At 64.6% G+C, this 25,101-nt stretch carries 21 protein-coding genes; 3 read left to right on the top strand and 18 right to left on the bottom strand.

Annotated elements, in window-relative coordinates; translation table 11 throughout:
• Positions 1-193: 193 nt before the first annotated feature.
• Positions 194-1,273 carry a type VI secretion system-associated FHA domain protein TagH gene (gene tagH / locus LB515_RS12960; protein WP_224707948.1) on the bottom strand — a complete coding sequence of 360 codons (1,080 nt, stop codon included), beginning with the start codon at positions 1,271-1,273 and terminating at the stop codon, positions 194-196.
• 306 nt (positions 1,274-1,579) lie between these two features.
• Between tagH (LB515_RS12960) and tssI the strand changes: the two genes are divergently transcribed.
• The 3 genes from tssI to LB515_RS12975 are packed head-to-tail and all read left to right on the top strand — an operon-like array spanning position 1,580 to position 4,698.
• A complete protein-coding gene (gene tssI / locus LB515_RS12965) occupies positions 1,580-3,904 on the top strand; it encodes a type VI secretion system tip protein TssI/VgrG (protein ID WP_224707949.1) in 2,325 nt (774 codons plus the stop codon).
• Between the two features lie 9 nt (positions 3,905-3,913).
• Complete coding sequence (locus LB515_RS12970) at positions 3,914-4,339, top strand: DUF6484 domain-containing protein (protein ID WP_140844102.1); 426 nt, start codon at positions 3,914-3,916, stop codon at positions 4,337-4,339.
• Positions 4,339-4,698 (top strand): hypothetical protein, encoded by a 360-nt coding sequence (locus LB515_RS12975; protein ID WP_140844104.1) that lies wholly within the window; start codon positions 4,339-4,341, stop codon positions 4,696-4,698. Before LB515_RS12970 ends, LB515_RS12975 begins: the two co-directional genes overlap by 1 nt.
• 45 nt (positions 4,699-4,743) lie before the next feature.
• Here LB515_RS12975 and LB515_RS12980 read toward each other — a convergent pair whose 3' ends face one another.
• The 17 genes from LB515_RS12980 to tssA are packed head-to-tail and all read right to left on the bottom strand — an operon-like array spanning position 4,744 to position 24,902.
• Positions 4,744-5,649, bottom strand: coding sequence for a hypothetical protein (locus tag LB515_RS12980; RefSeq protein ID WP_224707950.1), 906 nt, complete (start codon positions 5,647-5,649; stop codon positions 4,744-4,746).
• An 18-nt stretch (positions 5,650-5,667) separates the two neighbouring features.
• A complete protein-coding gene (locus LB515_RS12985) occupies positions 5,668-6,735 on the bottom strand; it encodes a PAAR-like domain-containing protein (RefSeq protein ID WP_140844108.1) in 1,068 nt (355 codons plus the stop codon).
• Entirely contained in the window at positions 6,732-7,757 is a 1,026-nt protein-coding gene (locus LB515_RS12990) for a beta-ketoacyl synthase N-terminal-like domain-containing protein (RefSeq protein WP_140844110.1), read from the bottom strand. Before LB515_RS12990 ends, LB515_RS12985 begins: the two co-directional genes overlap by 4 nt.
• Entirely contained in the window at positions 7,754-8,851 is a 1,098-nt protein-coding gene (locus LB515_RS12995; protein WP_224707951.1) for a DUF2169 domain-containing protein, read from the bottom strand. The genes LB515_RS12990 and LB515_RS12995 overlap by 4 nt, the downstream gene beginning before the upstream one ends.
• A complete protein-coding gene (gene tagF, locus LB515_RS13000) occupies positions 8,851-9,393 on the bottom strand; it encodes a type VI secretion system-associated protein TagF (protein ID WP_224707952.1) in 543 nt (180 codons plus the stop codon). Before tagF ends, LB515_RS12995 begins: the two co-directional genes overlap by 1 nt.
• The gene (gene tssM, locus LB515_RS13005) at positions 9,375-12,914 is read right to left on the bottom strand and encodes a type VI secretion system membrane subunit TssM (protein ID WP_224707953.1); all 3,540 of its coding nucleotides are present in this window, start codon (positions 12,912-12,914) and stop codon (positions 9,375-9,377) included. Before tssM ends, tagF begins: the two co-directional genes overlap by 19 nt.
• Position 12,915: 1 nt before the next feature.
• Positions 12,916-14,241 carry a type IVB secretion system protein IcmH/DotU gene (icmH, locus tag LB515_RS13010; protein ID WP_224707954.1) on the bottom strand — a complete coding sequence of 442 codons (1,326 nt, stop codon included), beginning with the start codon at positions 14,239-14,241 and terminating at the stop codon, positions 12,916-12,918.
• A gap of 4 nt (positions 14,242-14,245) precedes the next feature.
• Complete coding sequence (tssK, locus tag LB515_RS13015; RefSeq protein ID WP_095765816.1) at positions 14,246-15,580, bottom strand: type VI secretion system baseplate subunit TssK; 1,335 nt, start codon at positions 15,578-15,580, stop codon at positions 14,246-14,248.
• Positions 15,581-15,615: 35 nt separating this feature from the next.
• The gene (gene tssJ, locus LB515_RS13020; protein ID WP_095765815.1) at positions 15,616-16,068 is read right to left on the bottom strand and encodes a type VI secretion system lipoprotein TssJ; all 453 of its coding nucleotides are present in this window, start codon (positions 16,066-16,068) and stop codon (positions 15,616-15,618) included.
• Positions 16,069-16,072: 4 nt separating this feature from the next.
• The gene (gene tagH / locus LB515_RS13025) at positions 16,073-17,512 is read right to left on the bottom strand and encodes a type VI secretion system-associated FHA domain protein TagH (RefSeq protein ID WP_224707955.1); all 1,440 of its coding nucleotides are present in this window, start codon (positions 17,510-17,512) and stop codon (positions 16,073-16,075) included.
• The gene (tssG, locus tag LB515_RS13030) at positions 17,512-18,576 is read right to left on the bottom strand and encodes a type VI secretion system baseplate subunit TssG (protein WP_224707956.1); all 1,065 of its coding nucleotides are present in this window, start codon (positions 18,574-18,576) and stop codon (positions 17,512-17,514) included. The genes tagH (LB515_RS13025) and tssG overlap by 1 nt, the downstream gene beginning before the upstream one ends.
• On the bottom strand, positions 18,540-20,414 hold the full coding sequence (tssF, locus tag LB515_RS13035) for a type VI secretion system baseplate subunit TssF (protein ID WP_224523579.1): 1,875 nt from the start codon (positions 20,412-20,414) through the stop codon (positions 18,540-18,542). The genes tssG and tssF overlap by 37 nt, the downstream gene beginning before the upstream one ends.
• 1 nt (position 20,415) lies before the next feature.
• Positions 20,416-21,168, bottom strand: a complete 753-nt coding sequence (gene tssE, locus LB515_RS13040; RefSeq protein ID WP_224707957.1) for a type VI secretion system baseplate subunit TssE — start codon at positions 21,166-21,168, stop codon at positions 20,416-20,418.
• A complete protein-coding gene (locus tag LB515_RS13045) occupies positions 21,155-21,631 on the bottom strand; it encodes an Hcp family type VI secretion system effector (protein WP_095765810.1) in 477 nt (158 codons plus the stop codon). Before LB515_RS13045 ends, tssE begins: the two co-directional genes overlap by 14 nt.
• A 46-nt stretch (positions 21,632-21,677) precedes the next feature.
• Positions 21,678-23,183, bottom strand: coding sequence for a type VI secretion system contractile sheath large subunit (gene tssC, locus LB515_RS13050; protein WP_042638543.1), 1,506 nt, complete (start codon positions 23,181-23,183; stop codon positions 21,678-21,680).
• A 3-nt stretch (positions 23,184-23,186) separates the two neighbouring features.
• Positions 23,187-23,723 carry a type VI secretion system contractile sheath small subunit gene (gene tssB / locus LB515_RS13055; RefSeq protein WP_095765809.1) on the bottom strand — a complete coding sequence of 179 codons (537 nt, stop codon included), beginning with the start codon at positions 23,721-23,723 and terminating at the stop codon, positions 23,187-23,189.
• 6 nt (positions 23,724-23,729) lie between these two features.
• A complete protein-coding gene (gene tssA, locus LB515_RS13060) occupies positions 23,730-24,902 on the bottom strand; it encodes a type VI secretion system protein TssA (protein WP_224707958.1) in 1,173 nt (390 codons plus the stop codon).
• Positions 24,903-25,101 lie beyond the last annotated feature (199 nt).

Below are 25,101 nucleotides of genomic sequence, written 5' to 3' on the forward strand. Positions count from 1 at the left end.
CCGAAACATGACATTGCTGCACACGCCCCAAGCCACGCCGCGTTGCCCGCCGGGCAAGCGTCCCTGGGCATTCTAGTCGCCCGGATACCCAATTGAAACGGCCCGCCGATTGAAATCGGAGAGCAAGATGCTCGAAGGGGCGGCTTCTTCTATGAGACCCGTCACATACGGCCGGCGCGGTCGTGCCGCGCAGCTATTTCTGCTTGTCGGCCTTGGCGTAGGCTTCGGCGAAATAGGCGAGGAAGACATCCAGCATGCCGTTCTCGTGCTTGTCTTCCATCGTCCGCCAGGTCGCGACAAGCGCATCCCAGGCCTGACTCTTCCTGGACGAGAAGGAAGCCGGCGGGATCTTCCTGGCGATCGCCTCCGGCGACAGGTCGTCAAGCAACCTGGACAGCGCGGCCTGCATGGCGGCATAGGTCGCGATCTCATGGGTCTTCAGGTCGCGGAACGCATCCTCGATGCTGCGCCTGGCATCGAGATAGCCGGCTCTGCGCCTGGCGAACATGATCTCCAATATGTCGTCAGTGCCCGGCACGAATTTCAGCGGGTTGTTGTCCTCGGCGCCGATCATCGTGCGGTGCGAGCTCTTGGCGAGCACCTTTGCCGCCGCGCGCGCCTTGAGCAGCAGGGATAGCTGCTCAACCGTGGTCCTCAGCACGGAGCCGATCTCGGCCGCGACATCGTGCGGGTCGCGCGACTGCAGCAATTCAGGCGCGATGCCCGCCGCCCTGGCAATCTCCCGCAGCATCGCGTCCGCTTCCGCCGGCCGATTGGCCGGGGCCACCGGACCGGGCTGCGGGGCCGACGATCTGGAGACTGGCGCCGTCCCGGTCGGGCGCTGTTCCGCCGGAGTGAAGAACGGCTCATGGCTGGGAACCGACGGGCCGCCGGGCGAGGGCGGCAGCTCGCGCTGCGTCGATCCTGTCCTGGTCTGCGGATGTCCGGTCGCGGCCCGTTCGTCTTCGATTGAAACGCCGACGACGTAGCGGCCGATCAGCAGCCGGTCGCCCTGGGCCAGCCGATGCGGTCCGCTCATGCGCTGGCTCGACCCGTTGACGAAAGTGCCGTTGCGCGAGACATCGTAGAGCCAGAACGAACCCGCCTGGTAGCGGATCTCGCAGTGCCGGCCCGAAATGAACTTGTCCGGATCGGACAACGTCCAGTCGCAATTCTCGCGGCCGATCTCGAAACTGCGGTCGCGGGCGGCATAGCTGTCGACAGTGCCGGCCGGCAGCCTGTCGACATTGCTGATCTGGAGCGAGATGAACATCCGGAAGCGTCGCCCAACTTGGTCAACAAATGCTTATTTTCCGCGCAATTCCAGGCGGAAACGCCAACGCAGCTTTCCTGGAAATGCTCTGGCATTCTAGCAGCTAGCGAGCGCGGCGGGAGAGCAGCGTTTCACACCGGCGCATGGGCAGTTTAGCCACGGCTGTTATTTGGCGGCCGCCAAACATGTGCTAGGCTGAAAGTGGTCCGGTGCGGTGGGCGTGAAAAGTTCCCGAACGTGATGCGGTTAACATAGCGGGGGCTTCAATCCATCATACTGGCGGCCGCGTCCAGGAGGGGCACGACCATGCCGAACGAACGCGCCACGGTTGTGCAGACGCCGGCGGGCGCCGACCTGACCTTCACCCATCTCATCGGCCGCGATGAGATCAGCCGCTGTTTTGCCTATACGGTCGGCTTCGTCTCGAAGAACCGCGACATCGATCCGTTGAAGATGCTGGGTGGCGTCGTTTCGGTCGAGGGCGAATCCGATCCGAAGCGCTGGTTCAGCGGCCTCGTGTCGGATTTCAAACTGACCCGCATCGAGGACCGCCTGGCCTTCTACGAGGCGACCGTCAGGCCATGGCCCTGGTTTCTCGGCAACACCACCGACTGCCGCATCTTCCAGAACATGACGGCGGTGGAGATCGTCGAGAAGATATTCTCGAAATACGGCATCGCCAAATTCGAGAAGCGGCTGCAGGGGTCCTATCCCCAGCGCGAATATTGCGTTCAGTACGACGAGAGCGATCTCGATTTCGTGCAGCGGCTGCTCGAGCACGAAGGCATCTTCTATTTCTTCGAGCATGACGAGGGCAAGCACACGCTCATCCTCTGTGACGCGATGAGCAAGCTAAAGCCGGCGCCCGGTTATGAGAAGGTGCTTTACAATTTCGAGGGCCAGGCCTCGCGGCGCGATGTCGAATACATCACCGAGTGGATTCCGGGCAGCGCGGTGCGGCCGGGCGCCTATGCCCATACGGATTATGATTTCGAGAAGCCCGGCGCCGATCTGATGGCGAAATCCGCCCAGCCTTTCGCCCACAAGGAGGCTTCGGGTGAGAACTATCGCCAGCCCGGCGCGCATCTCGATGTCGGGCGCGGCGACAAGATCGCCGGGATCCGCCGCGAGGAGCTCCAGGCGGTGCATCAGCACAGCACGGCGGTTGGCACGGTGCGCGGCCTTTTTTCCGGCTGCAAGTTCACGCTGGAGAGCTTTCCGCGCGACGACCAGAACCAGGACTATCTGGTGGTCAGCGCCGAATACCGGCTGTTCGACCCGGGTTACCGCACCCAGAACGAGGCTCACAGCGAGAATTTCAAGGTGGTGCTCGGCGTTGCGCCCACCAAACTGCCCTACCGGCCGGCGCGCATCACGCCGCGGCCGATCATGCGCGGTCCGCAGACCGCGACCGTTGTCGGCCCTTCGGGCGAGGAGATCTTCACCGACAAATATGCGCGGGTGAAAGTGCAGTTCCACTGGGACCGGCTCGGCAAGAAGGACCAGAACTCCTCCTGTTTCGTGCGCGTCTCGCAGACCTGGGCCGGCAGCAACTGGGGCTTCATCCAGATCCCTCGCATCGGCCAGGAGGTCATCGTCGATTTCATCGAAGGCGATCCGGACCTGCCGATCATCACCGGCCGCGTCTACAACGCCTCGCAGATGCCGCCCTACGGGCTGCCCGGCAACGCCACGCAATCCGGCTGGAAGTCGAATTCCTCGAAAGGCGGCGGCGGTTACAACGAGCTGATGTTCGAGGACAAGGCCGGCTCCGAGCTGGTCAACTTCCAGGCCCAGAAGGATCACCACCTGCTGATCAAGCACGACCGCAACAAGACGGTCCAGCACGACCAGTCCGACCGCATCGACCACGACGCCAAGCACTCCGTCGGCCACAACCTCGACGAGGACGTCGGCAACAACAAGACGGTCAAGATCGGCGTCGACCAGACGACGAATATCGGGTCGAACGACACCGAGACGGTGGGCAAGAACAGGTCGCTGACGGTGATGGCAAACGAGACGATTCACGTCGTTTCGAATTCGACGGAGAACATCGACGCGAACCACTCGCAGACGGTGGGGCTAGTGCAGACGGTCACGGTGGGCGCGGCGCGTGTGGATACGGTGGGGGCGGCTGAAGCGCGAACTGTCGGCGCTTCGCAGACGAACACGATTGGGGCGACACGGTCGGTCACTGTGGGGTCGGCGCAGAGCCACCAAATTGGTGCCGACGACAGCTGGAACATCGCGTCAAATCAGGACGTGACGATCGGCGGCGGCCAAACCGTCAACATCGCCGGCGATCAGAAGTCGAAGATCGGCAAGGGAAGGCGTGCGGAAATCGCCGCCGACGACGGAACCAAGGTGGGGGGCGCCTACGAGTTGCGGATCGCCAAAGGGAGCATGGTTCAAATCGGCGAGGACGGAAAGATAAATGTCGGCAAGACATTCCTGATCGAGGCCGGCGATTCGATTGCCCTCAAATGCGGCTCCGCAGCGATTACGATGAAGAAAGACGGCACCATAACCATCGAAGGCAACGACATCTCCATCAAGGGCTCCGGCAAGATCAATGTTAAGGCCTCGAGCGACATCACGATGAAGGGGTCAGAGATAAAGCAGAACTGAGGGCTGGCCATGGCGGTGACAAAAGAACGGATTGATGGCGTTGTGATCGGCATTTTCCTGGGCTTCGGTGAGGATTCCCCCCTTGTGGTTTTCCCGGGCAATCCAAAGGAAACTGCCGTGTCGGCGCGAAGCCTCGCGGAATTGACCTCGGACATGATCGGCGCCGAGGTGGCACTGCTCTTCCAGGAGGGCGATCCAGGCCGGCCGCTGATTGTCGGGCGGATTGTTGACCCCGCGCATAAATCTGATGCGCCGCACGTGGTTCGGGACGGAGAACGTGTGAGGATCAACGCAAATGAGCGCATTGAACTTCGCTGCGGAAAGGCCACGATCATCATGGAAAAAGACGGACGCATCACGATCCGCGGCACCTACGTAACGAGCCATGCCAGCGCAACCAACCGTGTTCGTGGGGCATCGGTGAATCTCAACTGATGCCCAAGGTTGTCCTGCGCGAGATCGTGCGTCAGCACGCGGAAATGGCGGCGTTTCTTTGGACCGTCTATGACCATCATTTGCTGCATCCCGACGAGAATCCCGATATGGACGAGGAGCGGCTCGAGCGCCTTGTCGAAAGGCTGGATGCTCATCTCGATGGCCTCCGGACCGCCGGCGATGCCGGACGGGAAATTGCTGAGGCCCTCTATGCCGAGTATCCCGAAGCGGGAGAGATGTTCGTCTTGCGCATGCTGATCGACGGCGCGCCGAAACGCGTTGCCGACCTCGACCTTGCCAAGGTGCGAGCGTACCTGTCGCAGAACGGCCATCAGTCTGGTGAGACGTCCGTAGTGTGAACCTCGTCTGCGGAGGTAAAGAAATACTGCCCCCGCTGGGCAGTTTCAGATAAGTCGAAGCCCGTCATCGTAGACAAGAGTCAGCGTCTTCCATCTGCGGCCATCGAACCGCCACGCCGTGTCGATGCCGGCGACGTACAGGAACTCGCCATCCGTGCGGAGGTCTGAGGCAATGCCGGTGTCCTCGAATGGCAGAAGCGCGTTGGCCTTTTCGATGTTCAGCCCGGCCTCGTCGCCCCAATAGGCATTGCCATTGAAGGTTCGCACGGAGAGATAAGTCATGTCGGCGGTAGCGGTTATCTCGGTTATTTCGTCATTTGCAATTCGAAGGCAGACGCCGTCATCGCCGGCGACCCTGATCTTGCCGTCAGGCGCGACGTCGATACCGCGCAACTGATCGTGCCGGTGTGTTTCCAAGGGCTGCCAGCCTGCACCCATCAGGCGGTGGAGAGTGCCCATCTCACCGCATGCATAGATGCCGTGCTTGCGGTGTCCATGAATATCCAAGTACTCGTTGGATCCGAGCGGCGTAATCGCCTGCCATCGCGGCCCAACGAGCCGGAAGGCCACGCCGTCCGTGCCAACCGTGATCGGCCCTCCGGCATCCTCTGCCCAGACCTGCCTGAGGCTTTTGTCGCTGACTTTGTCACGTGCCCAAGTCGTACCAGCGTATCGCCAGATCCAGGTGGTCGCCTCAAGTGCGAACAACTCGCCAGAAGGCGCGGCTGAGAGCGCCATCAGCCATTCAGACGTTACCAGGGCACCACGGGATTTCTTGGGGTCGAAATTCTCGACGACGAAAATCACCGAGACAGTGGTGACGTAGTCGGCATCGCTGAGCAGGAACAGGATGGCCACTTTGTTGCCGCTCAACGGCGCAACCTGCAGGCATTCGATGTCGGTGTCCGGATCGGTTGCGAATCCCTCGAGGTCTTCTTTGTCCATCTTCATTCGCTTCGTCCTTTCCGGCTAGCAGGAAACTTTCGAGGGGGCCACATCCGCGGCTGTCACAACGACGGATTCCCCACCCGCCGCCTTCCTGAGGCGCTTTTTGGCGACTTGAACAAGACGAGCCTGATCCTTCGCCTTAGGGCAAGTCCCGTGGCAGGCTTTCTTGTCCTTCACCTGTTTCTCGGACTTGTTCATGCTCTTCTTCAAGTATTCCATGTTCGCAGTCTTGAGGCATTCTGTGGCAGCGGCGTGCACGGCAGGCGGAATCTTGGGGTCGTCAAGGTTTTTCACCGTGCTGTTCACGCATTCGTCAGTAAAATCGCCCAGCTTGCCGGCAGAATTGTTGCTCAGCCAGTTGCGGGCATCCGCAGACTTTTTATTGTGCGGGGTTTTGCGCTTCTTGCCGACCACCTTTTTGCCGGGCGCGCCCGCAGCCTTGGCTTTTGCCGCTTCGCCCGCCATCCATTTCGCCTTCATGCAAATGCATGGCGCTTCTTTGTCGTCGTAGTCCTTGCAGCAGTCCAGAGTCAGGTCGCGCACACCTTCGGCCGTGAAGAACTGGACCTCAACGGTATGCTCCTTTTCATAGCCTTCCGGGCATTCCAGCTCCTTGTACGGCTTTATCTCGAGATCCGAGCATTTGAAGGTTGCCGGCGTGGCCGTAGCGACCTTCGGCATTGGAGGTCCGCCCGCGGTAGGGGAGGCGTGATCGTTCGATGAAATGTCGGTGAAACGGCTGATCGGCTCGCCATCCATCTTGACGTCGCCGGACCAGGCATGGGCGTATTCCTTGCCCGTATTGACCGAGGTGATGATGTTTTTCTTTGGCGCGCAGCCCGCCTCGTTGCCGCTACATCTGGTGTAGTAAGATTTGTTTTTCTGCGTGACAGTCTTTCCGCCGATCTTGACTGTGCCTGTTCCGTTGTCCGTGTCGCTGTCCATTCCAAACGTTGGATAGGGTACCGGGACGCCGGGCGGTGTTGCCGGAGTTTGTGGCGGGGTGAAGCAGACGTAAGGAAAGGCCGCGATGACCTGGTTAGCCTGCGCTTTGCAGGCAATCTCAAGACTATTGGCGTAGACGGTCATGCCCTTCTCCCGTAAGCGAACACCGCGGCGCCGCACGCACCTGCGTCGGAAGACGCCTCGATGAGGACCGGATTGCCGGCGGCATATCCTTTGCCGGCTGCGGTCCACGCCATGCCTACCATAAGCGGAACGGCTGCGGCACCGATGTTGCCCAGAGACTCCGCGGGCGACCATAGGTCCTGGAACTCATGGCGCCCCCGCAGCAGGCGGATCGAGGCCAGCGCGGTCTGCTTGAACCAGTATTGCTCGCCGATCAGGTCGGCGATGCGATAGCCGAGCCGGTTCATATCAATCCCGGTTTCGTGGAACGCCGCATCGTAGGCAGCCGTCATGCCATCGGCGCGCAACGGCAGATCTTGGTCGTTGTAAATAGAAGCCTCCTCGCGCGAAAGACCGAGCCCGAACAGCCGGAAACCGTTACCCTGCGGTCTCGAGCAGAGAATGGCCGCAGCGGCTTCGCCTGGAATGAAGCCGTTGGAATTATCCGCCGTAAGCAAGCGGCGCTTGCTGAGGTAGTGGGAAATTGTTGATCCGGTCAGATAGCTGTCGACGCCTGCAATCATGACATAGGGAGCTTCGCCAGATGCAAGCAGTCTGCGCGCTTGATCGAACGCTACGTGCCCGGAAGGACGTCCATAAGCCACGATGCGAGAACGCAGATGAGGTTCGATCTCGACGATTTCGCTGATCCGGCGGAGCAAGGCGAGATTGTCCCGGACCGGGCGGCCGGGGCGATCCTCCTCCGGTAGGCAGAGGATGAGCGCCGTCTGCCCTCGAGCTTGCGGATGATTTCCGAACGCTTCCGATATCGCCCCTGCTGCTAGGTGGGCCATTCGTTTTTCGCCGATCCAGTTGCGTGGCAGCGGCACCGGCGCACCCGTAAGCCAGCCCGCGGGTGAGCCCACGAAACGGGTTTCCTGGAAGCCATCGAGCCGAGCGCGCATCGCTGCGCAGGCTGAGGGCGCGTCAAGGCCAACGGCCGTCACCATACCAACCGAAACGATCTCGACCGGGGAGGTCATGCTTCCTCCTCCTCCGGCGCCGTGCCGTTGGCGCGGATATAGGTGCGGCCTGTCGCGCGCGCCTTCAGCATTGCCGGCGTGGGCGGACCGACCCAGCACTCGGAGAAATCGAGGATGGTCCGCTGGATTCGCTGTGAGACGCGCCAGACCAGCGAGAAGCGACGCCTTTCGGGGTCAAGGAGGACGGTGTCGGGAAAAATATCACCTTCGTAGGCCTTTTGGTTCCCCTTGAACAAGGTGATGGGCAATGCAGTCGACGGCAGCCGAAAGCTAACACGCCCATCGGGCGTGAGGTTCACAAGCGCAATCTCCTCGCCGCCATGCGGGTGATCGATCTGCTGGTCCTCAGGCGCCATCTGGAAATAGCGTTCGTCGAAGTCCGGCGGCAGGAACGGAAAAATGTTCTTCGTCCAGTTGTCGTCATAGGTGCCGCCATATTCAATGCGGCCAGGCCAGCCGCGGCCCATCGGCCCGAAGCTCATCGGCTTGTAGTCGCCGAAGGGTGAACGGATCTCTTCACCAACGGCCTGCGTGTTCGGCAGCCGCAGGCCAGGAATGAGACGCTGGTTCCTGGTTCGCGACCAGCCGGTGCCGACCGGATTGTGTTTGTAGCTGGCAGGCAGCTTGTCCTCCGGATCCAGCCGGTCGACGCCACCCCAGGCGACGTTGTAGGAGATCGGCAGTTTCAGGAAGGGCTGCGGCGCCGTTGCAGTGAACACGGGCCCGATAGCACGCCATTCGCGGTGGCCGACGACTTCGAACAGCTTCGACCAGTTGCCGGCTTTGATGCCGACCGGCACGCGCTCGGCCGGGCGCCCTCCCGGCGCATAGGCGCAGCCATTGGCGATGACATCGCAGCGCGGCTTACGGAAGGCGAAATCCGTCTCCCACAGCGTCGCCGAATAGCCCGGCACGCCGGTGTGCGTGTCGGCCATCACCAGCGGCACCTGCTCGGCCGATTTCTGCACCAGTCCGCCAGGCTTCTCAGGAAAGTCGAACGTACCCTTCACCACGACGACGAGCCATTCATGGCCGGCCTTGTCCATGCCCATAGTGAACTGGTGCGGATAGCCCATCTGGTTCCAGATCTGCATCAGCTGGTCTCCCAACTAGCCGCGAAAATCTGCTCCAGCACCGGCTGCGGCGCCTGCGGATCGACGTCGAAAATATCCGTATGCGCCGTCCATGCCACGAGGCCGTCGATGACATCGCCCTCACCCTCGACGGGCGGAATGGGCAGGTCCGCAAGCGCCGCGTCGAGTTCGTCGGGCGTCAGCTCGCCCCGTTGCGCGGCGAGGGCGGCATTCTCGATGCCGTCAAACCACCTATCCGCATAAGCCAGCTTCAGCGGCGCCTCCGAAATCCGGGCGACGACGCTGAGCGGGAACCGCCGGCCGACCCGGTCGGCGCTTTGCAGCACGATGCCTGCCGAGGCGCCGAAGGAACCAGGGCCGGCCAGAAACCGCAGCGCCGTGTCCGCCGGCCAGGTTTCCACCCCGAACAGCGGCACGATATGTTGCGCCAGCCAGCGGTCCCACACGCGCACGAAATCGCCCGGCAGCCGGCGCGTCACGAAATCGCCGGCGGCGGGCATCTTGCCGTAGAAGCCGGGCAGGATCAGATCTGCGGCGGACATGTGAACTTCTTGAACATTTCGAGCGTGTAAGGGTTCTCGACGCTGGCCGCCTTGAGCTCGAAATCGGCCCACATCCCCTTGGTGCCGAGCCGCAGGCTGTAGACGTCGGTGAGCTTGGTCGCGTTGAAGCGGCCGCCGCGCAGCATCCTCAGCCACGCCCAGCTGCCGGTCTCGTTGAGCATCACCTCGGGCGAGCCGTCGACCGGCTGGAAGGCGAGCGAGATCACGCCGGTGCCGTCCTTGCCCGGCCATGTCATCGGCTGCGGCCTGGTTGCGTTGTTGTAGTAGACGAGGTTCTGGCCATCGAGGTTGAGCGTCACCCGCGCCACGTTGGGCGACAGATCCTTGGGTTCCAGCGTGAAATTCATCACGGGACCGGTGCCGCCGGGGAACAGATCGTCGCGAATGTGGCGCGCCTGCTCGAACGCCGCCAGCGCCGCCGGGTCGAGGCCGAAATCGGCGCGCCATTTCCATGGCTCGCTGGCGGTGTCGACATAGTTGATCAGATGGTCATTGGTGAAGGCGTCGATCAGCCCGGTCGGGCCGAACAGGCGCTGGAAGTCGCGCACATTGACGTCGACCGCGCTGTCGGGGCTGAACGGATAGCGGTTGTTGAGCGCCGCCTGACAGAAGGGCAGGATGTCGGCGCGCCAGATGGCGTTGAGCTCGTTGGTGACGGCCTTCTGCGACAGGCCGCTTGTGTCGCCGGCAATTCCGCCCAGCCAGTCGTTGATCGGCGAGGGCAGGATCTGCGCCTGCCTTGCGACTGCGCCTGTCAGTTCGGCAAGCCCACCCTGTTTCTTGATGGCGTCTTGCGGATCGGGGTTGGCGGTCACCGTCTGCAACACATTGGACAGGGCCGTGAGCGCCACGATGGCGGCGTCGAGCGCCGGCGGCTGGCCGTCGACCTGGGCGATCGTGCCCTTGAGCGGCTTGAAGTGCTCGGCCACCAGGCTGCCGGTCATGTCGACCTGATCGGCCGAGCCCGCGCGGGGCAGCAATTTCGCTCCCGTCTTCACCACCTTGCCCAATTTGCCGAGCTTGCTCAAAAGCTTCGAGCCGGTCTTGGCAGCGCCGCTCTTGTCGTCGGCCGACGCCTCGTCGGAACGGGTCAGGTCGGTCTCCTGCACCACCGCGGTGAGCAGGCGCTTCAGCGCGGAGTCGGCGCTGGAAAGATCCTTGAGGTTCTCGCTGGCGACGTTGAGGTCGGTCAGCGGCGCCAGCCGCATGTCACGCAGGAAACTATCCCACTGCGCGATATAGTCGTCGTAATAGAGCTTCAGAATGTCTTCCGACAGCGCCGAGACCGACGTCTCCGAATTCTCCGAACAGCCGCCGGCAAATACCGCGCGGTCGAGCGCCGCCTGTCCGGCGACATCTTCGACCCGGTCGAGGATCGCGTCGTGGAAGCCGGCATAGGTATAGGGGCCCGGAACGCCGACGCGCAGCGTCTTGTCGGAGCGGCGCGCGAACACCTTGGCGCCGTTCGGTCCGGCGAAATTCGCCGGCACCCATTCCTTGACCGCCGCCACTTCCGGGTCGGCCAGAAGCTGCTTGTAGGCGCGCTCCGGCAGCGAGATCGTGCAGACCGTCTTCAGCGCCTCGGCGACCAGCTCCTTGTCCGGCGCGATGTAGCTGTCGTCGACCGCCATGCGGCGGATCGCGGCAAGCTGGTGCTCTTCGGCATCGGCGGTCGGGAAGGGTGCGGCCGGCGCGAATTGTGGCAGGCTGTTCACCCACCAGTTCTGCACGAAGTCGGTATCCATCTGCGACAGGCCGGTCATCATCCGGTAGGTTTTCAGCGCGCCGAGCATGAAATCCGGATCGCGGATCTGCCGCCACATCGTCGCCTCCAGCAACGCGACCATATGCGGCTCCAGCACGTTGCGCAGCACATGGTCGTAGGTATCGGTCTGCGCGCGTATGAGCTCGGCCGAGGCGGTCGGGCCGAGCAGGTTGTGGACGGCATCCGGCGGTGCCGTGCGGGCCGTGGCCACCGCGTCCATTGCCGCCAGCGCGCCGTCCATGGTCGGCTGCTCGACCGCGGCCGGCATCGCCGCGACGTCCGTGAGCGGCGCCTGCAGCGCCTCGAATTGGCCGGCCTGTTCGGCGATCGCATTGCGGTTGTCGAGATAGGACCAGGTGAACAGTCCGCCGGCGAGCAGGGCGGCGAGCGCACAGGCGGCGGCGGCTCCGCGCCAGATCCAGGCGCGGCGGCGCTGCGCCAACGGATCGAATGTGCCGAGGCCGGCTTCCTTGAAGATCACTTCGGTGAGCAGATTCCTGAGGAAGAAGCTGCGCTTCTCGACGCGCGCCGCCGGCATGGCGCGACGCGGCGGCAGCCCGAACGATGAGGACAGCGCCGCCGTCAGCCGGTCGATCGGCGCGCCTTCCTGCGTCGCCGAGGTCAGATAGAGGCCGCGCAGCCAGGCGGCTTCCTCATAGCGGCTCTCGCCGAACATCGCCTCGACCAGCACCTGGATCGGCTCGGAGAGGCTCGCCAGTTGCGCCGGGAAGCGGAAGATCTCGGCGCGCTGGCCAAGCTTGTCCTCGTCCTCCAGCCGCGGCACCAGCCGCCGCTCCAGTTCGGTGGCAAGCCTGGCGAGTTCCGTCTGGATCGTGCCGGCACTGACACGGGCATCGAGCGGGAAAGTGGTTCCCCACACCTGCTCGCGCGCCGTGGTCGACAAGCCGCCGAAGAACGCTTCGAACCCTTTGATCAGATCGGCCTTGGTCAGCATCAGGTAGACAGGAAGGCGGATCTCCAGCCGGTCGTTCAGCTCCGCCAGCCGGCGGCGGATCTTTCTGCCATGCGCCTTGATCGCGTCGTCGCCCTCCGACAGCGCATCGATCGACAACGCCACGATCACCCCGTTGAGCGCGCGCCGGCCTCGGTGCTTCTTTAGAAGGTCGAGGAAGCCCAGCCACTCCGCCGCGTCGACATCCGGCTGGCTTTCCTGCTGGACGTAGCGGCCCGCCGTGTCGATCAGCACCGCGTTCTCGGAGAAGAACCAGTCGCAATTGCGCGTGCCGCCGACGCCCTGCAGGTCGTCCGTGAGGTCGATCGGAAAATTGAGGCCCGACTGGCGCAATGCCGTGGTCTTGCCGGTGGCCGGCGGACCGACGATCACATACCAGGGCATCTCGCGCAGGAATTTTCTGCCGCCGAGCTTACGGCGCTTCAGCTCCGCCATCACCTCGCCGAACTTGGCGCCGACGGCGGCCACGCTTTCCTCGCCGGGCGTAAGCTGCTTTTCGGCGACCGGCGCCGCGATCTCGGCGACGAACATGCGGTTGGCGCGGATTGCGCGGCGCTGCGCGATGATCAGCCAGATCAGCCACAGGATGATCAGCCCGGCGATGATGGCGATGCGCACATTGTCGGATTCGAACGGCGCGTAAGGGCCGACCTGCACGATCGGGCCGAACACCCAGATCAGCAGCGAAAGCAGCGCGATGCCGATCAGCGTCCAGAGAAAACGCGAGGTGATGACGGCCCAGAGGAAGCGCAGGATGAACATCTCAGAGCCTCTTCTCGACCAGAACCTCTACGCGCCGGTTGAGCGCGCGGCCCTCGCGCGTCGAGTTGTCGGCCACCGGATCGGTTTCGGCGCGGCCCTCGGAAGAGATGCTCTCCGGCGGCACGCCGGCCTGCACCAGAAGCTTGGCTATGGTTTCGGCGCGCGCTTCCGACAGCCGCTGGTTGCTGGCCAGCGGGTTGGACTTTTGCAGGCGCACATTGTCGGTATGGCCAACGACGGTGATTTTTCCGATCAGTTCCTTATTGTCCAGGATCACCTTGGCGATCGCTGCGATCAGCGGCTCGTAGCCTTCCGTCAGCGTCGGTCGGGAAGACTGGAACAGCTCGGGATTGGAGGACTGGATGATCAGCTTGGCCAGCGAGACGCTCTCGGTGCCGCTGAGCGCCCCTTTGAGGTTGTCCGGCGCCTCGGCCTTGAATTCCGGCAGCAGCGCGAAATCGACCGGCTGCGGCTCGGGCGCGGGTGCATCCTGCTTGGGCGCGGCGCGGGTGATGTCGCCGCGCGAGGCCGGCGGCAGCGTGCGCACCAGCGCGGAGAGCTCGACCGCCTGGCTGCTCAGGCCCATCGACAGGCCGATATAGGCGGCTGCGGCGACGACGATCGCGGCAAGCGCCATCACCCAGATGGGCACGATGAAGCGCTGCGGCTCGTCGGAGGCGATCACGCCTTTCCAGTTCGGCGACAGCGGTGCGTCCTCGGCGTCCGCATTGCGCAGGAAGCGCGCCGCCGCCACGCGCACGGCATTGAGCGAACGGTCGCCGGCGCGGCCGGGCACGCGGTACTTGCCGCGGAAGCCGAGCGCAAGGCAGTAATATTGCAGCTCCAGCATTTCGCGGTCGCGGTTGGGATGCCGCTCCAGCTCGTCGAGGCGGGTGAAGAACTGGGTGCCGGCATCGACATCGCCGTGCAGCATGACCACCAGCGGCTGGCGCGGCCAGGCGCTGGCGCCGCCCCACGGCGTGTTGAGCGCGAGATCGTCGAGCAGCGCCGCCACCGCCCAAGCCGCCTGGTCGGCGCGCTCCAGCGACGAGCCCGCGGCAACAGCGGCATCGCGCGCCCGCACCAGCTCGTCGAGCAGGCGCGTGCGCATGACTTCCGGGTTCTCCGGCGCCAGCGCGCTTTCGAGTTCCGGCGCGAATTCGAGCAGCGGCGCGAAGATGTTGATCAGCGTGTTGGGATGGGCACGCGCCCGTTTGACCGGCGCGCCGGGCGCCAGCGGCGCCATCGGCCGGGGCGCGGCACCCGTCAGCCGGATGCGGGTTCGCTCGCGATCCTCCGACAGTCCGAAAGGATCATCCCGGCTCATGGCCTCACCTGTTCACCGAATAGCAGTCGACCTGCGGCTCGCTCGGCAGTACACCGGAAACACCGATGACGAAGCCGGGCGCGTCGAGCAGCGAGGCCCAATGCTCGCTCTTCTGGTCGAGCTCCAGGCACAGCCTGTCGCCGTCATACGGGATCTCGCGCGGCTGCGAATGCAGCGGTTTCAGCGGAATGCCCGGCAGGCGCGACTTCCATAGGCCTTCGAACTGGTCGGCGGAGCCGACCGTCGCCTGGTTGACAAAGATCTTGCGCAGCGCATCCTCCGAAAGCTCGGAGCCGACGCGGATGACGATGCGGCTGGCGACCAAAAGCTTCGGGTTGTCGATGCGCACCTTCCACACATTGGTCGCGTGCCGCATGACCGGCAGCGCGCGCGACTTCGGCTCGATGTAGCGCAGGCTGAGGATGAGCGAACGCAAGGCGTCGGCCAGCGCCATATAGGCGGGGCCGGGCGCCATGTGGTCGTAGGCCGGCAGCTCTCCGAGCCGCCGCGAGCTCGAGCCGTAGGTGGCCATCTCGCCGGCGAGGCCGGCAAGCTCGAGATAGAGCTCGGCCGGATGGAAGACATCCTGCGCCAGCATATGCGCAAGGCGCGGCCGCGCGGCATTGGCGAGGTGCAGCATCAAAAGGTCCTCGACGCTGCGGCCGGCCCCGCCCATCACCATCTTGCCATGCGCCTCGGCGATCTGGTCAAGGCCGGTGACGACCTCCTGCAGCAATTGCCGATACCAGTGGACGGCGCCGGTGATCAGCGTCGGCGGCAGGAAGGCCTGGTCGAGCGAGACGCCGCCATCGGCGCGCACGCCTTTGATGTCGGCGACCGGCAGCGCCGTGTAGCCGCCGACCGATTTGCCGGGCGCCAGCAGCACCGCTTGCGGCCGCGCGATCTCGATCTCCTCCGGATCGGCACCGCCCTGCACGGCATCGCGCACCGCAACGATCTTGCCGTGGTAGCGCGCGCCCGTCGACGCGGAATGCGCCGGATCGAAGCCGACGCCGCCGGGCGGCTCGAGCGGCAACGCCACCAGCACCGGCCCGGCGCCGGTGTCGGCCGTGACCGGCAGCGGCTTCGGCGCGTCCATCAGTTCCGGAATGGAGAAGGGCGTGCCGTCCGGGAAGATGCCCCGGGCGGACACGATCGACACCTGGCCGGCATCGAGCAGCGACTGGTCGAGCGTCAGCTGCTGGAAGCCGAACGTATGGAGCTGGCCGGCCTGCAACGCGCCGCGCACCATCCCCTCGAAGAACCGGTCCTGCTGCTGGAAGTGCTGGGTCCTCAAGAAGAGTCCCTCGGACCACAGCACCCTGTTTGCGTCGCTCATGCCACTGCTCTCTGCACTGCCGTGCTGTCTCGTCGTCAGGCGGAAATGCCGCCCTTGCCGAGGCTGACGTTGATGGTGAATTTCGACCCCGGCGATACCGACTTGGTCGTGCGCCAATTGCGTCCGCCTGGCTCGCGGATCAGCGCGACGAAGCCGAGCGCCGTCGCGTTCGGTTCGACCGTGATGGTCTTGGCCGCCGTCTTGCCCGGAGCGACCGAGATCGCGTCCGATCCGATGAGGTCGGCGCCCAGCGCCGAGCCGGCATCGCCCTGCAGCGCAAAATAATCGGCCGAGTTGAACTTGCCTGTGCTGGCAAGCCGCATCACCAGCACGGTCACCGGCCTGTCGCCGCCGCCCGGTCCCGGATTCATGCCCGCGCCACCGGTCACGTTGACCGAGATGACCGATGGTTTCGGCGGGCCGCTCTGGCAAGCCGCAAGCAGCCCCGTCGCGCCGATGGCGACGATGAATTCACGTCTGTCGATCATGTCCCTACTCCTCTTCGTATGCGTCCCTGAAATCTGCGCCGATCTCGCCCAGGAAGCTCGATTCCGCGCTCTGGGCGATGTCGCGATGGCGTTTCTGGTAAAGCTCCCACAGCTTGGCATTGCGCCCGCCGGCAAGCAGATTGCCGATCGCCGAATTGGACTTGAGCTCTTCCTCGATCGCGGCCGGATCGAAGCGGTCGATCATGCGCCGCAGCGCCGCCTGCACACCGCGCCAGGCGCGCACGTGGTGCTGCGCGAGGTCCTTCACCGCGTCGCCGATCGCCGCCTCGCCGGACAAAAAGCCGGGGCTGCGTTCCGCGATGATGGTGACGATGACATCCTCGACCGTCGGCAGGAATTTGAGCGGGTTGACCTCGGAGGCGCCGACCATGGTCTGGGCGACGCGCGCGCTGCCCTTTTCCTCGGCGCGCTTGCGCAAGAGCTGCATCAGCCCATCGAGCATCAGCCTGTATTCGCGCCCGAACTTCTCCATTTCGGCGATCGGATCGCGCCCGGGGAAATCGGCCTCCTCGACGCCCATGCCGCGCAGGAACGCCGCGCGCAACGCCATGTCGCTGGGCGCCGGTTGCATCGGACGTGACGGTTTGGGAGCGGGACGCGGCGGCGCACCGGGTTCGGCCCGCACCGGCATCTCCCATGGACGGGCGGCCTGCGGCTTCTCCGCGGGCCGCTCGACGCGGCCAGCTGGATCGGCACTGTTGCTGGAAGCGGGCGCCGCGGCCGGCCCGAAGCCGAAATCGTCGAAGCCGGACGGTTTCGCCGCGGGTTCGGGCGTGTCGCTGCGCAACGGCATGTCGCCGAAGCCGAACGGATCCGACCGACCGACGGCGGGCTCGTTGTTCGATGCCGGCGTCGCCACCGGATCGAGGCTAAACGGGTCGTCGAAGGCGGGCGAGCTGCGCTGGTTGGAACTGCGATCGTAAGCTCCGGGCACAGGCTGCTCGAACGGATCCGGCAGCCCGGCCGGGCGCGGCCGCAGCGGCTCTTCCTCGACCTTGGCCGAGAAGAAGTCGTCGCCGCCGATGCTGGCCGGCGTCCGCGATTGTGGCGACCATGCCGGCGCGGCATTGGCGATCGGCGCCTGACCGATGGAGGTGTGGCCGGCGCTGGGCTGCACCTCGACATGAAGCACATAGTCGCCCATGCGCAGCCGCATGCCGCTTTGCAGGCGCGTCGACCTGCCGGTGCCGAGCGGGCTGTCGGAATCGTCGATGAACAGTCCGCTGCTCGACGTGTCGGTGACGTAATAGCCGTCGCGGCCGCCGCTGATCTTGCAGTGCGCGCGTGAGACGAACATGTCCGGATCGTCGATCTGCCAGCCGGCATCGGCGCTGCGGCCGATCACCAGCTCGCCCTCGTCCAGCCGGGCCTGTCTGACCACCTGCGAGCGCGGGCCTTGTTCCAGGGTCAGCAGGAGGCTCATCAGGCTGCCTCCGCCATGTCCGGTCGCCAACCGACGATGGTGCGCAGCCTGAGATCGTCGGCGTCGCCCTTTTCGACAGGGCGCGAAAGCCAGGAGGTACGGCCGAGCTGGATGGTTCCCATCTTCGGCGCGGGTACCGCCTCGCGCGCGAGCACGACCCTGAGATCGACGTCCAGCGCCTCGCCGATCATGTCGCGCACTGCCTTCTTGAACAGGGCAAGGCGCCGTTCTCCAGGCAGGAACGATTTGAAGTCGTCGAGGCTCAGCGGGCCGACGCGCAATTCGATCCGGCTCTGCCGGCTGAAGACGCGCGGGCCGATCGTTGCCCCGCCGCCGAGCGCCGCATAGGCCTTGCCGACGCGGCTCTGCAGCGCCGTGGGAATGGTGATCCAGGCGGCGACGAATTCCTTGATTTCAACCGGCACCTTGAAGGCCGTGGCGAGAAAAAGCGTCAGCCGCTCCGCGCCGTCGACCTGGTTGGCCAGCGACCCGGCCTGGCGCAGCCGCACCGCATCGAGTTCGGAATCCTGCGTGCCGGGAAGGCCGATGCCAGCCATGGCCTCCAGCATGGCGCGCACGCGCCCGCCGACCGAACGTTCGACCTGCACCGCCGGATGCGCATCGGCCCATGCGCGGTAGTAGAGCGCGATCATGCGATGCTGCAGGATGTTGACGAAGTCGACGAAGGTCGTGTCGCTGGTCTGCTCGGCGTCGGCGCCGCTGAACCAGCGCTGCGACAGCCGGTCGAGCACCCAGCGCGTCAGATGCAGCGGCATCGGCCCTTCCGGCCCGAGCAGGCCGAGATTGGCGATCGTCACCCGCGCCGGAGCCTTGTCCCTGGCGTCCTGGAATTTGATCACGTCCCTGGCCGAGAAGCTCAGGCGCACATGTTGGCCGAGCCTTGCCGGCTCACGGTCCGCGGTTCCGGAATGCCCGAACAGTCCGCGCCGCTGCTCCAGGCGGCGCAACAGCTCGAAGAAGTCGAAGCTCTCCGACAGCGCCTCGGCCTCGGCTGGGGCGGGCTGCGCTAGATCAGGTAGCGATTGCCGGGCGTCATCGGCCATGGCACATCCTCCTGCTTCTGCAGCAGCCGCGTACGCGTCCGCACGAAACCGTTTATCCCGGCATGGCGGGCAAACAGCCGCGCCAGCAGGGCCGAAAGCAGCAGCGTGCTCTGGCCCGCCAGAACCGACTGATCGACATGCAGGGTCACCTCGGTGCCGCGTCCGAAACACATCGGCCCGTCGATCTTGAGCCGCTCGATCACCGGCCGCGAATCGATCCGGGTGATCGAATGCACGTTGCGGGCAAGGCTCGGATCACCACGATCGGCATAGAGGTCGAGCAAGGCATGCAGCGGATCGACGCCGCGGCCTTCTTTGGCGAGGCTCAGGAAATTGAGCGAGAGCTGCGCCACCAGCCGCCAGGCGAGATTGTCGGCGCGGGATTCGCCTTCGGCGCCGGCCGGCAGCGCCGCCGGGATCGCCGGCTGCGGCGGTCGCAGCGCGCCGAGCAGGCGTACCGCTTCCACCGGGTCGGCGGTCTCCAGCGTCAGCGACGGCGTATCGTCCAGGATCGGCAGGTCGCGGTTGGTGCAGAGCGCCATCACGTCGAGCCGCTTGAGCGGCCGGTTCGGCTGGCTGCCGGCCGGACGCGAGACTGCGATAAAGACATCGTCGCCGGTGTAGGAGGTGCGGGTCAGGCCGTCGCGCCGTTCATCCTCCGTGGCCCGCCGCGGGCGCCGCTCGGCGGAATAGACCCAGCCGCTGCCGCGGTTCTGTCCCAGGCTGAACAGTTCGGGGATGGTCGCCTCGCTGCCTTCGGCATCGGCGTCTTCCACCCGAGTGACCCGGAAGATCTCGAAATCGCGCGCCCGGGTGCGGTCGGCGTGCAGCACCTGGCGCGTCCGGCGCGGATCGATCTCGATGACGTTGCACTCGCGTTCGAACAGATTGATGATCGGCGTCGCGAACAGCTCGAAATCGGCCGCTGTCACATCGGCGAGCTCCGGCACGGGACGCCGGAACAGGAGGACGATCTCCATTCCCCCATCGCACTTGCGCACCACCGGCTGCAGGCCGGCGACGCGCACATAGTGGAAGCGTTCGGGGATCATGAAATATTCGCGCAGCAGCCGGTATCCCTCAAAGGTCGGCCGCGTGCGCGGCATCAGCGCTTCATCGTCGTGGATCCCGACCATTTCGGGCTCGGGCAGCGCGGCGAGCGGATTGGTCTTGCCTTCCGGCCGCGCGCCGACGGCCGAACAGGCGCCGAAGATCGCGTCGAAGATGAGCGGCGCCTTGGCGCGTCCGGCGAAATAGAGATCGAGGCGGTCGAGCGACAATTCGCTGAGCTTGCCCTTTCCGGTCCGGGTAAGCGCGATGCGGAATGCCGCTTCGCCGCGCACGCCGCCGACCGGCGCGATGCCGGCGGCGGCGAGCGCGCTGCGGTCCTGGAAATAGCTGACCGAATTGATCGCGATCGGCCACAGCGTGACCTCTTGCGCGGTGGTGAAGGTCGAGCGCGTCGAGAGCCCAGGATGCAGGCCGGAAACCAACCGCGTGCCGCGCGCCACGGCATGGCCGGCGATCATCGATTGCACCTGCTGTCCAGGTTTCAGCACGGCCATCGCCGTCGCCGGCGCCGGCGTCACAAGGTCGGGATAGAGCACGTCGAGCACGGCGCGCGAGAAGCGCGAGCGCTCGGCGTCGACCTTCAGCCGCGTGCGCGCGGCAAGAAAGGCCACGCCGTCGAGCAGCCGTTCGACATAGGGATCGGGGCAGGGGACGGTATCGAGGGAAAGGTTGCGGGCCACCGCCGGATGCATGTCGGCGAATTCCGCGGCCAGCGCGCGGATATGGGTCAGTTCCTCTTCGTAATACTCCACGAAGACCCGATCCATCTCAGGTCTCCCGGAATTCGGTTCGCGCCAGGCCGTTGTCGAGATTGATCGTGGTGCGCAGCCGCATGCGTTCCGGCGTCGGCGTCATGATCAGCACGGCGTCGATCTCGATCTTGAGACCGACGGTCTTGTCGCCAAGCGTGACGTTGACGGTCGTGGCGCTTTCCTTGAGGCGCGGCTCAAAAGTGGCGAGCACCGCACGGATTTCGCGCGCTAAAGTATCGCGGTCGAAATCCCGCGACGAACGGCCCGAAAAGGACGGCACGCCGTAATTGACGACGCTGCGCCGCACCTCCGGAAAATCGGCAAGCGGCGGCAATTCGTCCAAGGACTGTTCATGCTCGGCGTCGGAAAGCATCGGGACGGACTCGAAACGCTCTGTGTTGAACAGGGCCTCGATATCGCGCCGGACCGCTTCCCTGAGCACGCGCGCCGACACCACCACGCCGCGGCTTTCGATCTCGGTGCGGTGCTCGGTCTGGAAGACCAGCCTGTGCAGTCGCCGTTTCTGCTCGGGCGTCAATTCCGCATCGGCATCGATGACGCGGGCGCTGCCGGCAAGAAGGGCCTCGACGCGCTCGGCGCCGAGTTCTTCATCCAGCAGGCGGCGCAGCCCATCGATCTCCGACGTCAGCCCGGGCAAATCGTTGACAAGGCGGTCCCAGAGGGAGGGCTGGACGGCCTCGCGCTTTGCCCGAGAGCTGCCGGCGAGCTGCGCCTTCGCGGCCGGCCGCTTGGCCTCACTTGCCGACATAGACGTCCATTTCGATCTCGTCGTCCTTGTCGTAGACGAACTTGATTTTCTTGTAGGCGAAGCTGACCTCTTCCTCGATCAGGTCTGGTTCGTCGTGCGCCTGCCGCATGTCGTATTCCATGATCGAGGCGTCGGTGAGCGTCACCACCAGATAGTCGCTGGTCTCGCCGTCGATGGTGCGGCGTGCCGAGAACACCACCTCGTCGAGCGCCTTGTTCTCGAACAGTGCCTTCTTCAGATAGGGCGACGACTTGTCGTAATGCTTGATGAATTTGATCATACCCATCGACACGCGGCCGCGCCGCGAGAGCGAATTCGGGTCGTAGGGCGCGATCATCTTATAGTCGACGCCATGGATCTCGATTTCGTCTTCATGGCCGTCGCGCTTGCTCGGGCCTTTGATGTCCGGGACTTTCAGGAAGCCGTCGATCTTCGTCGAAGGCGCATCGGTTCTCTCTGGCATTGTCTTTCTCCACCGCTACAAACAAGATGACTTTGCTTAACGATTTTCAGCCCTTCACCGACGGCAGTTCCGATACCAGCCGGAGCGAGGCGTTGATGCCTTCCAGCTGGTAGTGCGGACGCAGGTAGAAACGGGCATTGTAGTAACCGGGCCGGCCCTCGACGCTGTCGACCTGGACCTCGGCCGCAGCGAGCGGGCGCTTGGCGCGCGCCTTGTCATCGGCAAAGGCTGGATTGGCCAGCACATACCGGTTGATCCATTCGGTCAACCAGATCTCCATGTCGGTGCGTTCCTTGAACGAGCCGATCTTGTCGCGCGCAATCGCCTTGAGGTAGTGCGCGAAGCGCGAGACCGGGAACAGATAGGGCAGGTTGGCGCTCAGCCGTTCGTTCGCCTGCGCGTCCGGATCGACCAGGCGCCCGGCGCGCGTCTCGTCGTCCTGCAGCGAATGCGCGCCGATGAAGGCCGCGAGGTCGGTATTCTTGCGGTGCAGGATCGGCATCAGGCCGAGTTTCGCCAGTTCCGCCTCGCGCCGGTCGTCGATGGCGACTTCGGTCGGGCATTTCATCGCGATCGAGCCGTCGTCGGTCGGGAAGGCGTGCACCGGCAGGTTCAGCACCGTGCCGCCATTCTCGACGCCGCGGATCTGGGTGCCCCAGCCATAGAGCTTGTGGCTGCGGTTGATATTGACGCCCATCGGGAAGGCGGCATTCATCCAGACATATTTGTTGTGGTCGCCACCCACTTCTTCTTCGAAGGTGAAGCCCTTCACCGGAACGGTCTCCGAGCCGTAGGGCAGGCGTGCCAGCACGCGCGGCATCGTGAGCCCGATATAGCGGGCGTCCTCGCTCTCGCGCAGCGACTGCCACGAGGCATAGGCCGGGTTGTTCACGATCATCTGCAGGTCCTGCGGGTTGGGCAGTTCCTGCCAGCTGTCCATGCGGAACAGCCGCGGCGAGGCGGCGGCGATGAACGGCGTGTGCGCCGAGGCGCAGACGCCGGAAATGTTGCGCAGCAGGCCGACGTCGCGCGGGTGGTTGGAGAACTCATAGGCGCCGATGATGCAGCCGATCGGCTCGCCGCCCAGCATCGAATACTCGTCCGTGTAGACCTTCTTGAAGATCGGGCTCTGGTCCCACATCTGGCCTTCATAGTCTTCGAGCGTGTCGGCCAGCTGCTCCTTGGAGATGTTCATCACCCGGATCTTCAGCTTGGTATCGGTCTCGGTGTTGTTGATCAGGTACCAGAGGCCGCGCCACGTGCCTTCCATTTCGCGCACTTCCGGCGCATGCAGGATCTCGTTGACCTGCGTCGTCAGCATCTTGTCGATGCCGGCGATCAGCGACTTGATCGACTTGATCGCATTGGAAGAGATGGTTGTGGTCTCGGAGCGCGACTGTGCGGCCAAAGCCAGGTTGCGCACCAGTTGCTGCAGCTTCTCGCTGTCGTCCTTCTTGACCTTGAAATCCTTTTCAAGGAGTCCGCTGAATTCGCCGAGATCGATGGCTTCCGCCTCGGCGGTGGCGGCTGCGGTCTTTTGCTGTTCGGCCATGACTTACTCCTCGCCCTTGCCGTCATCCATCGCCTGGCTGGCGATCTTGCTCAGCAGCGGCTCGTTGTTCAAAAGCTGCGCGATGCGCTTTTCGGCGTCGACGCGGCCGTCCATGAAGCCCAGCAGCTCCTCGAGCTGACGGCGCATCTTCAGGATCTCGGCCAGTTGCGGGACCTGCTCGGCGATCTTGTCCGGCGCGAAGTCACCCATCTTGGAGAAGGTGAGATCGACCATGAGCTCTTCCTCACGCTCCTGGCCCTCGGCCTGCGGCAGCGTGTTCTTCACCCGCGCCTTCACGCGCGGCCCCATCGCCTCCATGAATTTCGGGAAGCGGTTGGCGTCGGTTTCGACGAAGTTGCGGTCAAGCACCGACTTCGACGCTTCCTTGGTCTGCGACGCGCCGGCAAGATCGGCCATCACGGCCATGACGAACGGCAGTTCGATCGTCGTCGGGCTGCCGTAGGTTTCGACGTCGTAGGCGATCTGCACGCGCGGCGCGCGGTTTCTTTCGATGACCTTCGCTTTGCTCTCTGCTGGCATGCTTTTCTACCTTTCATCCTTCTGGGCCGGCTTCTTGGGATCGGGAACGCCGGCAAGCAGCCGGAACTCCTTCAGCCCCGACGGGGCGAGATCTTCCATCAGTTCCACGAAATCCATGTGCACCATCCGGCGCACGCGCCGGGCGAGATGCGGGATGGGGCTGGACGGCTCGGTGCGGTCGTAGAAGGCGACCACGAGGTCGAGGCATTTGACGACCTCGTCGCGCGAGTTGATCCGGTCCGGCAGACCGGTGCTCGCTTCCACGGCGCTTGCCACACTTGCCATCGTCTCGGCTCCATGACCGTTGCGGGCGGGCATTGCTGGTTCCGCCGCCGCCTGCGGAGCGGCCTTCGCGGCACCATTCGCCGTGGCGCCGGCACCGGAATTCCGCTCCAGCGTCGTCAGCAAACGCTGCAGGAACTTCTTCAATTCCGGGACAGTGGCGCCATGGCCATCGATGCGGGCGTTGAGCGCGGCGTCCACCGCGTCGAGGGCAGCGATCGCGGCCCGCGCGTCGGCGAGCAGCGAGGTCATCACATCCGCTGCTTGATCGATTTGCGCCGCGCATCCGGTGCGCACGCGGTTCAACAGCTGATTGTGGGCGCTCGTCAGCGCCGCCTTTTCGGCGGCCCCAAGGCCAGAGGCCGCTTCCTGGAGCATGACGCGTTCGTCGAGCGCAGCCTGTTCGAGGTCCCGGCCGCTAATCGGTCCGATCGCGCGCGGGGAGAAGAAGACCATCTGCCTGAGGTTCGCCAGCAAGCCTTCGTGGCCGTTCTGCAGATCGAGCAGCGCGTTGATGCGCCGCAAGGCAGCATCGCGCGGCGCGCCTGTCCGCAGCGACGGGTGCATGGTGTCCCAATACTGCTCAAAGGTTCGCGCGATCAGCGTCAGGCCCTGGGCGAGGCCGGCCAGCCCTTCCTCGTTGGCCAAGGCCCGCGCGACGATGACCAGCAGGCGCAGGTCCCGGCCGCGGGCGCGCAACTCTTCGGCCTTTTCGAGCACCGCCGCCCAGTCGACAGGACTGGGTTGCGAGGTGGGCTTGCCGTTACCGTCATGGACAACTTTGAGCTGAGGCTCGGCCAGGCGCTCCAGCTCATGAAAGGCCGGGTCGTTGCGCAAGTCCTCTCCCGACGGATTCTCACCGTTCAGAGGATTCAGCCAGAGTGCGAGATCAATCACACCAACCCCCAGCCAGCGGCCCTGAGACCCCTATGTAACGTAACGTTATCACCGGCTTCGCGCGACGACAATTGAGCACCTGCGCAAAAACTAACGGAAGCTAAACGCGACCGTTCTCTTCGGCGAAACCCATTGCGCGATTGCCGGACCCGGTATGTGAAATGGCTCGCATAGCCCGGGCAGCAATCGTGTTTGTTGG

Source organism: Mesorhizobium sp. CA15 (genome assembly GCF_020165215.1).
Taxonomy (GTDB): Bacteria; Pseudomonadota; Alphaproteobacteria; order Rhizobiales; family Rhizobiaceae; genus Mesorhizobium.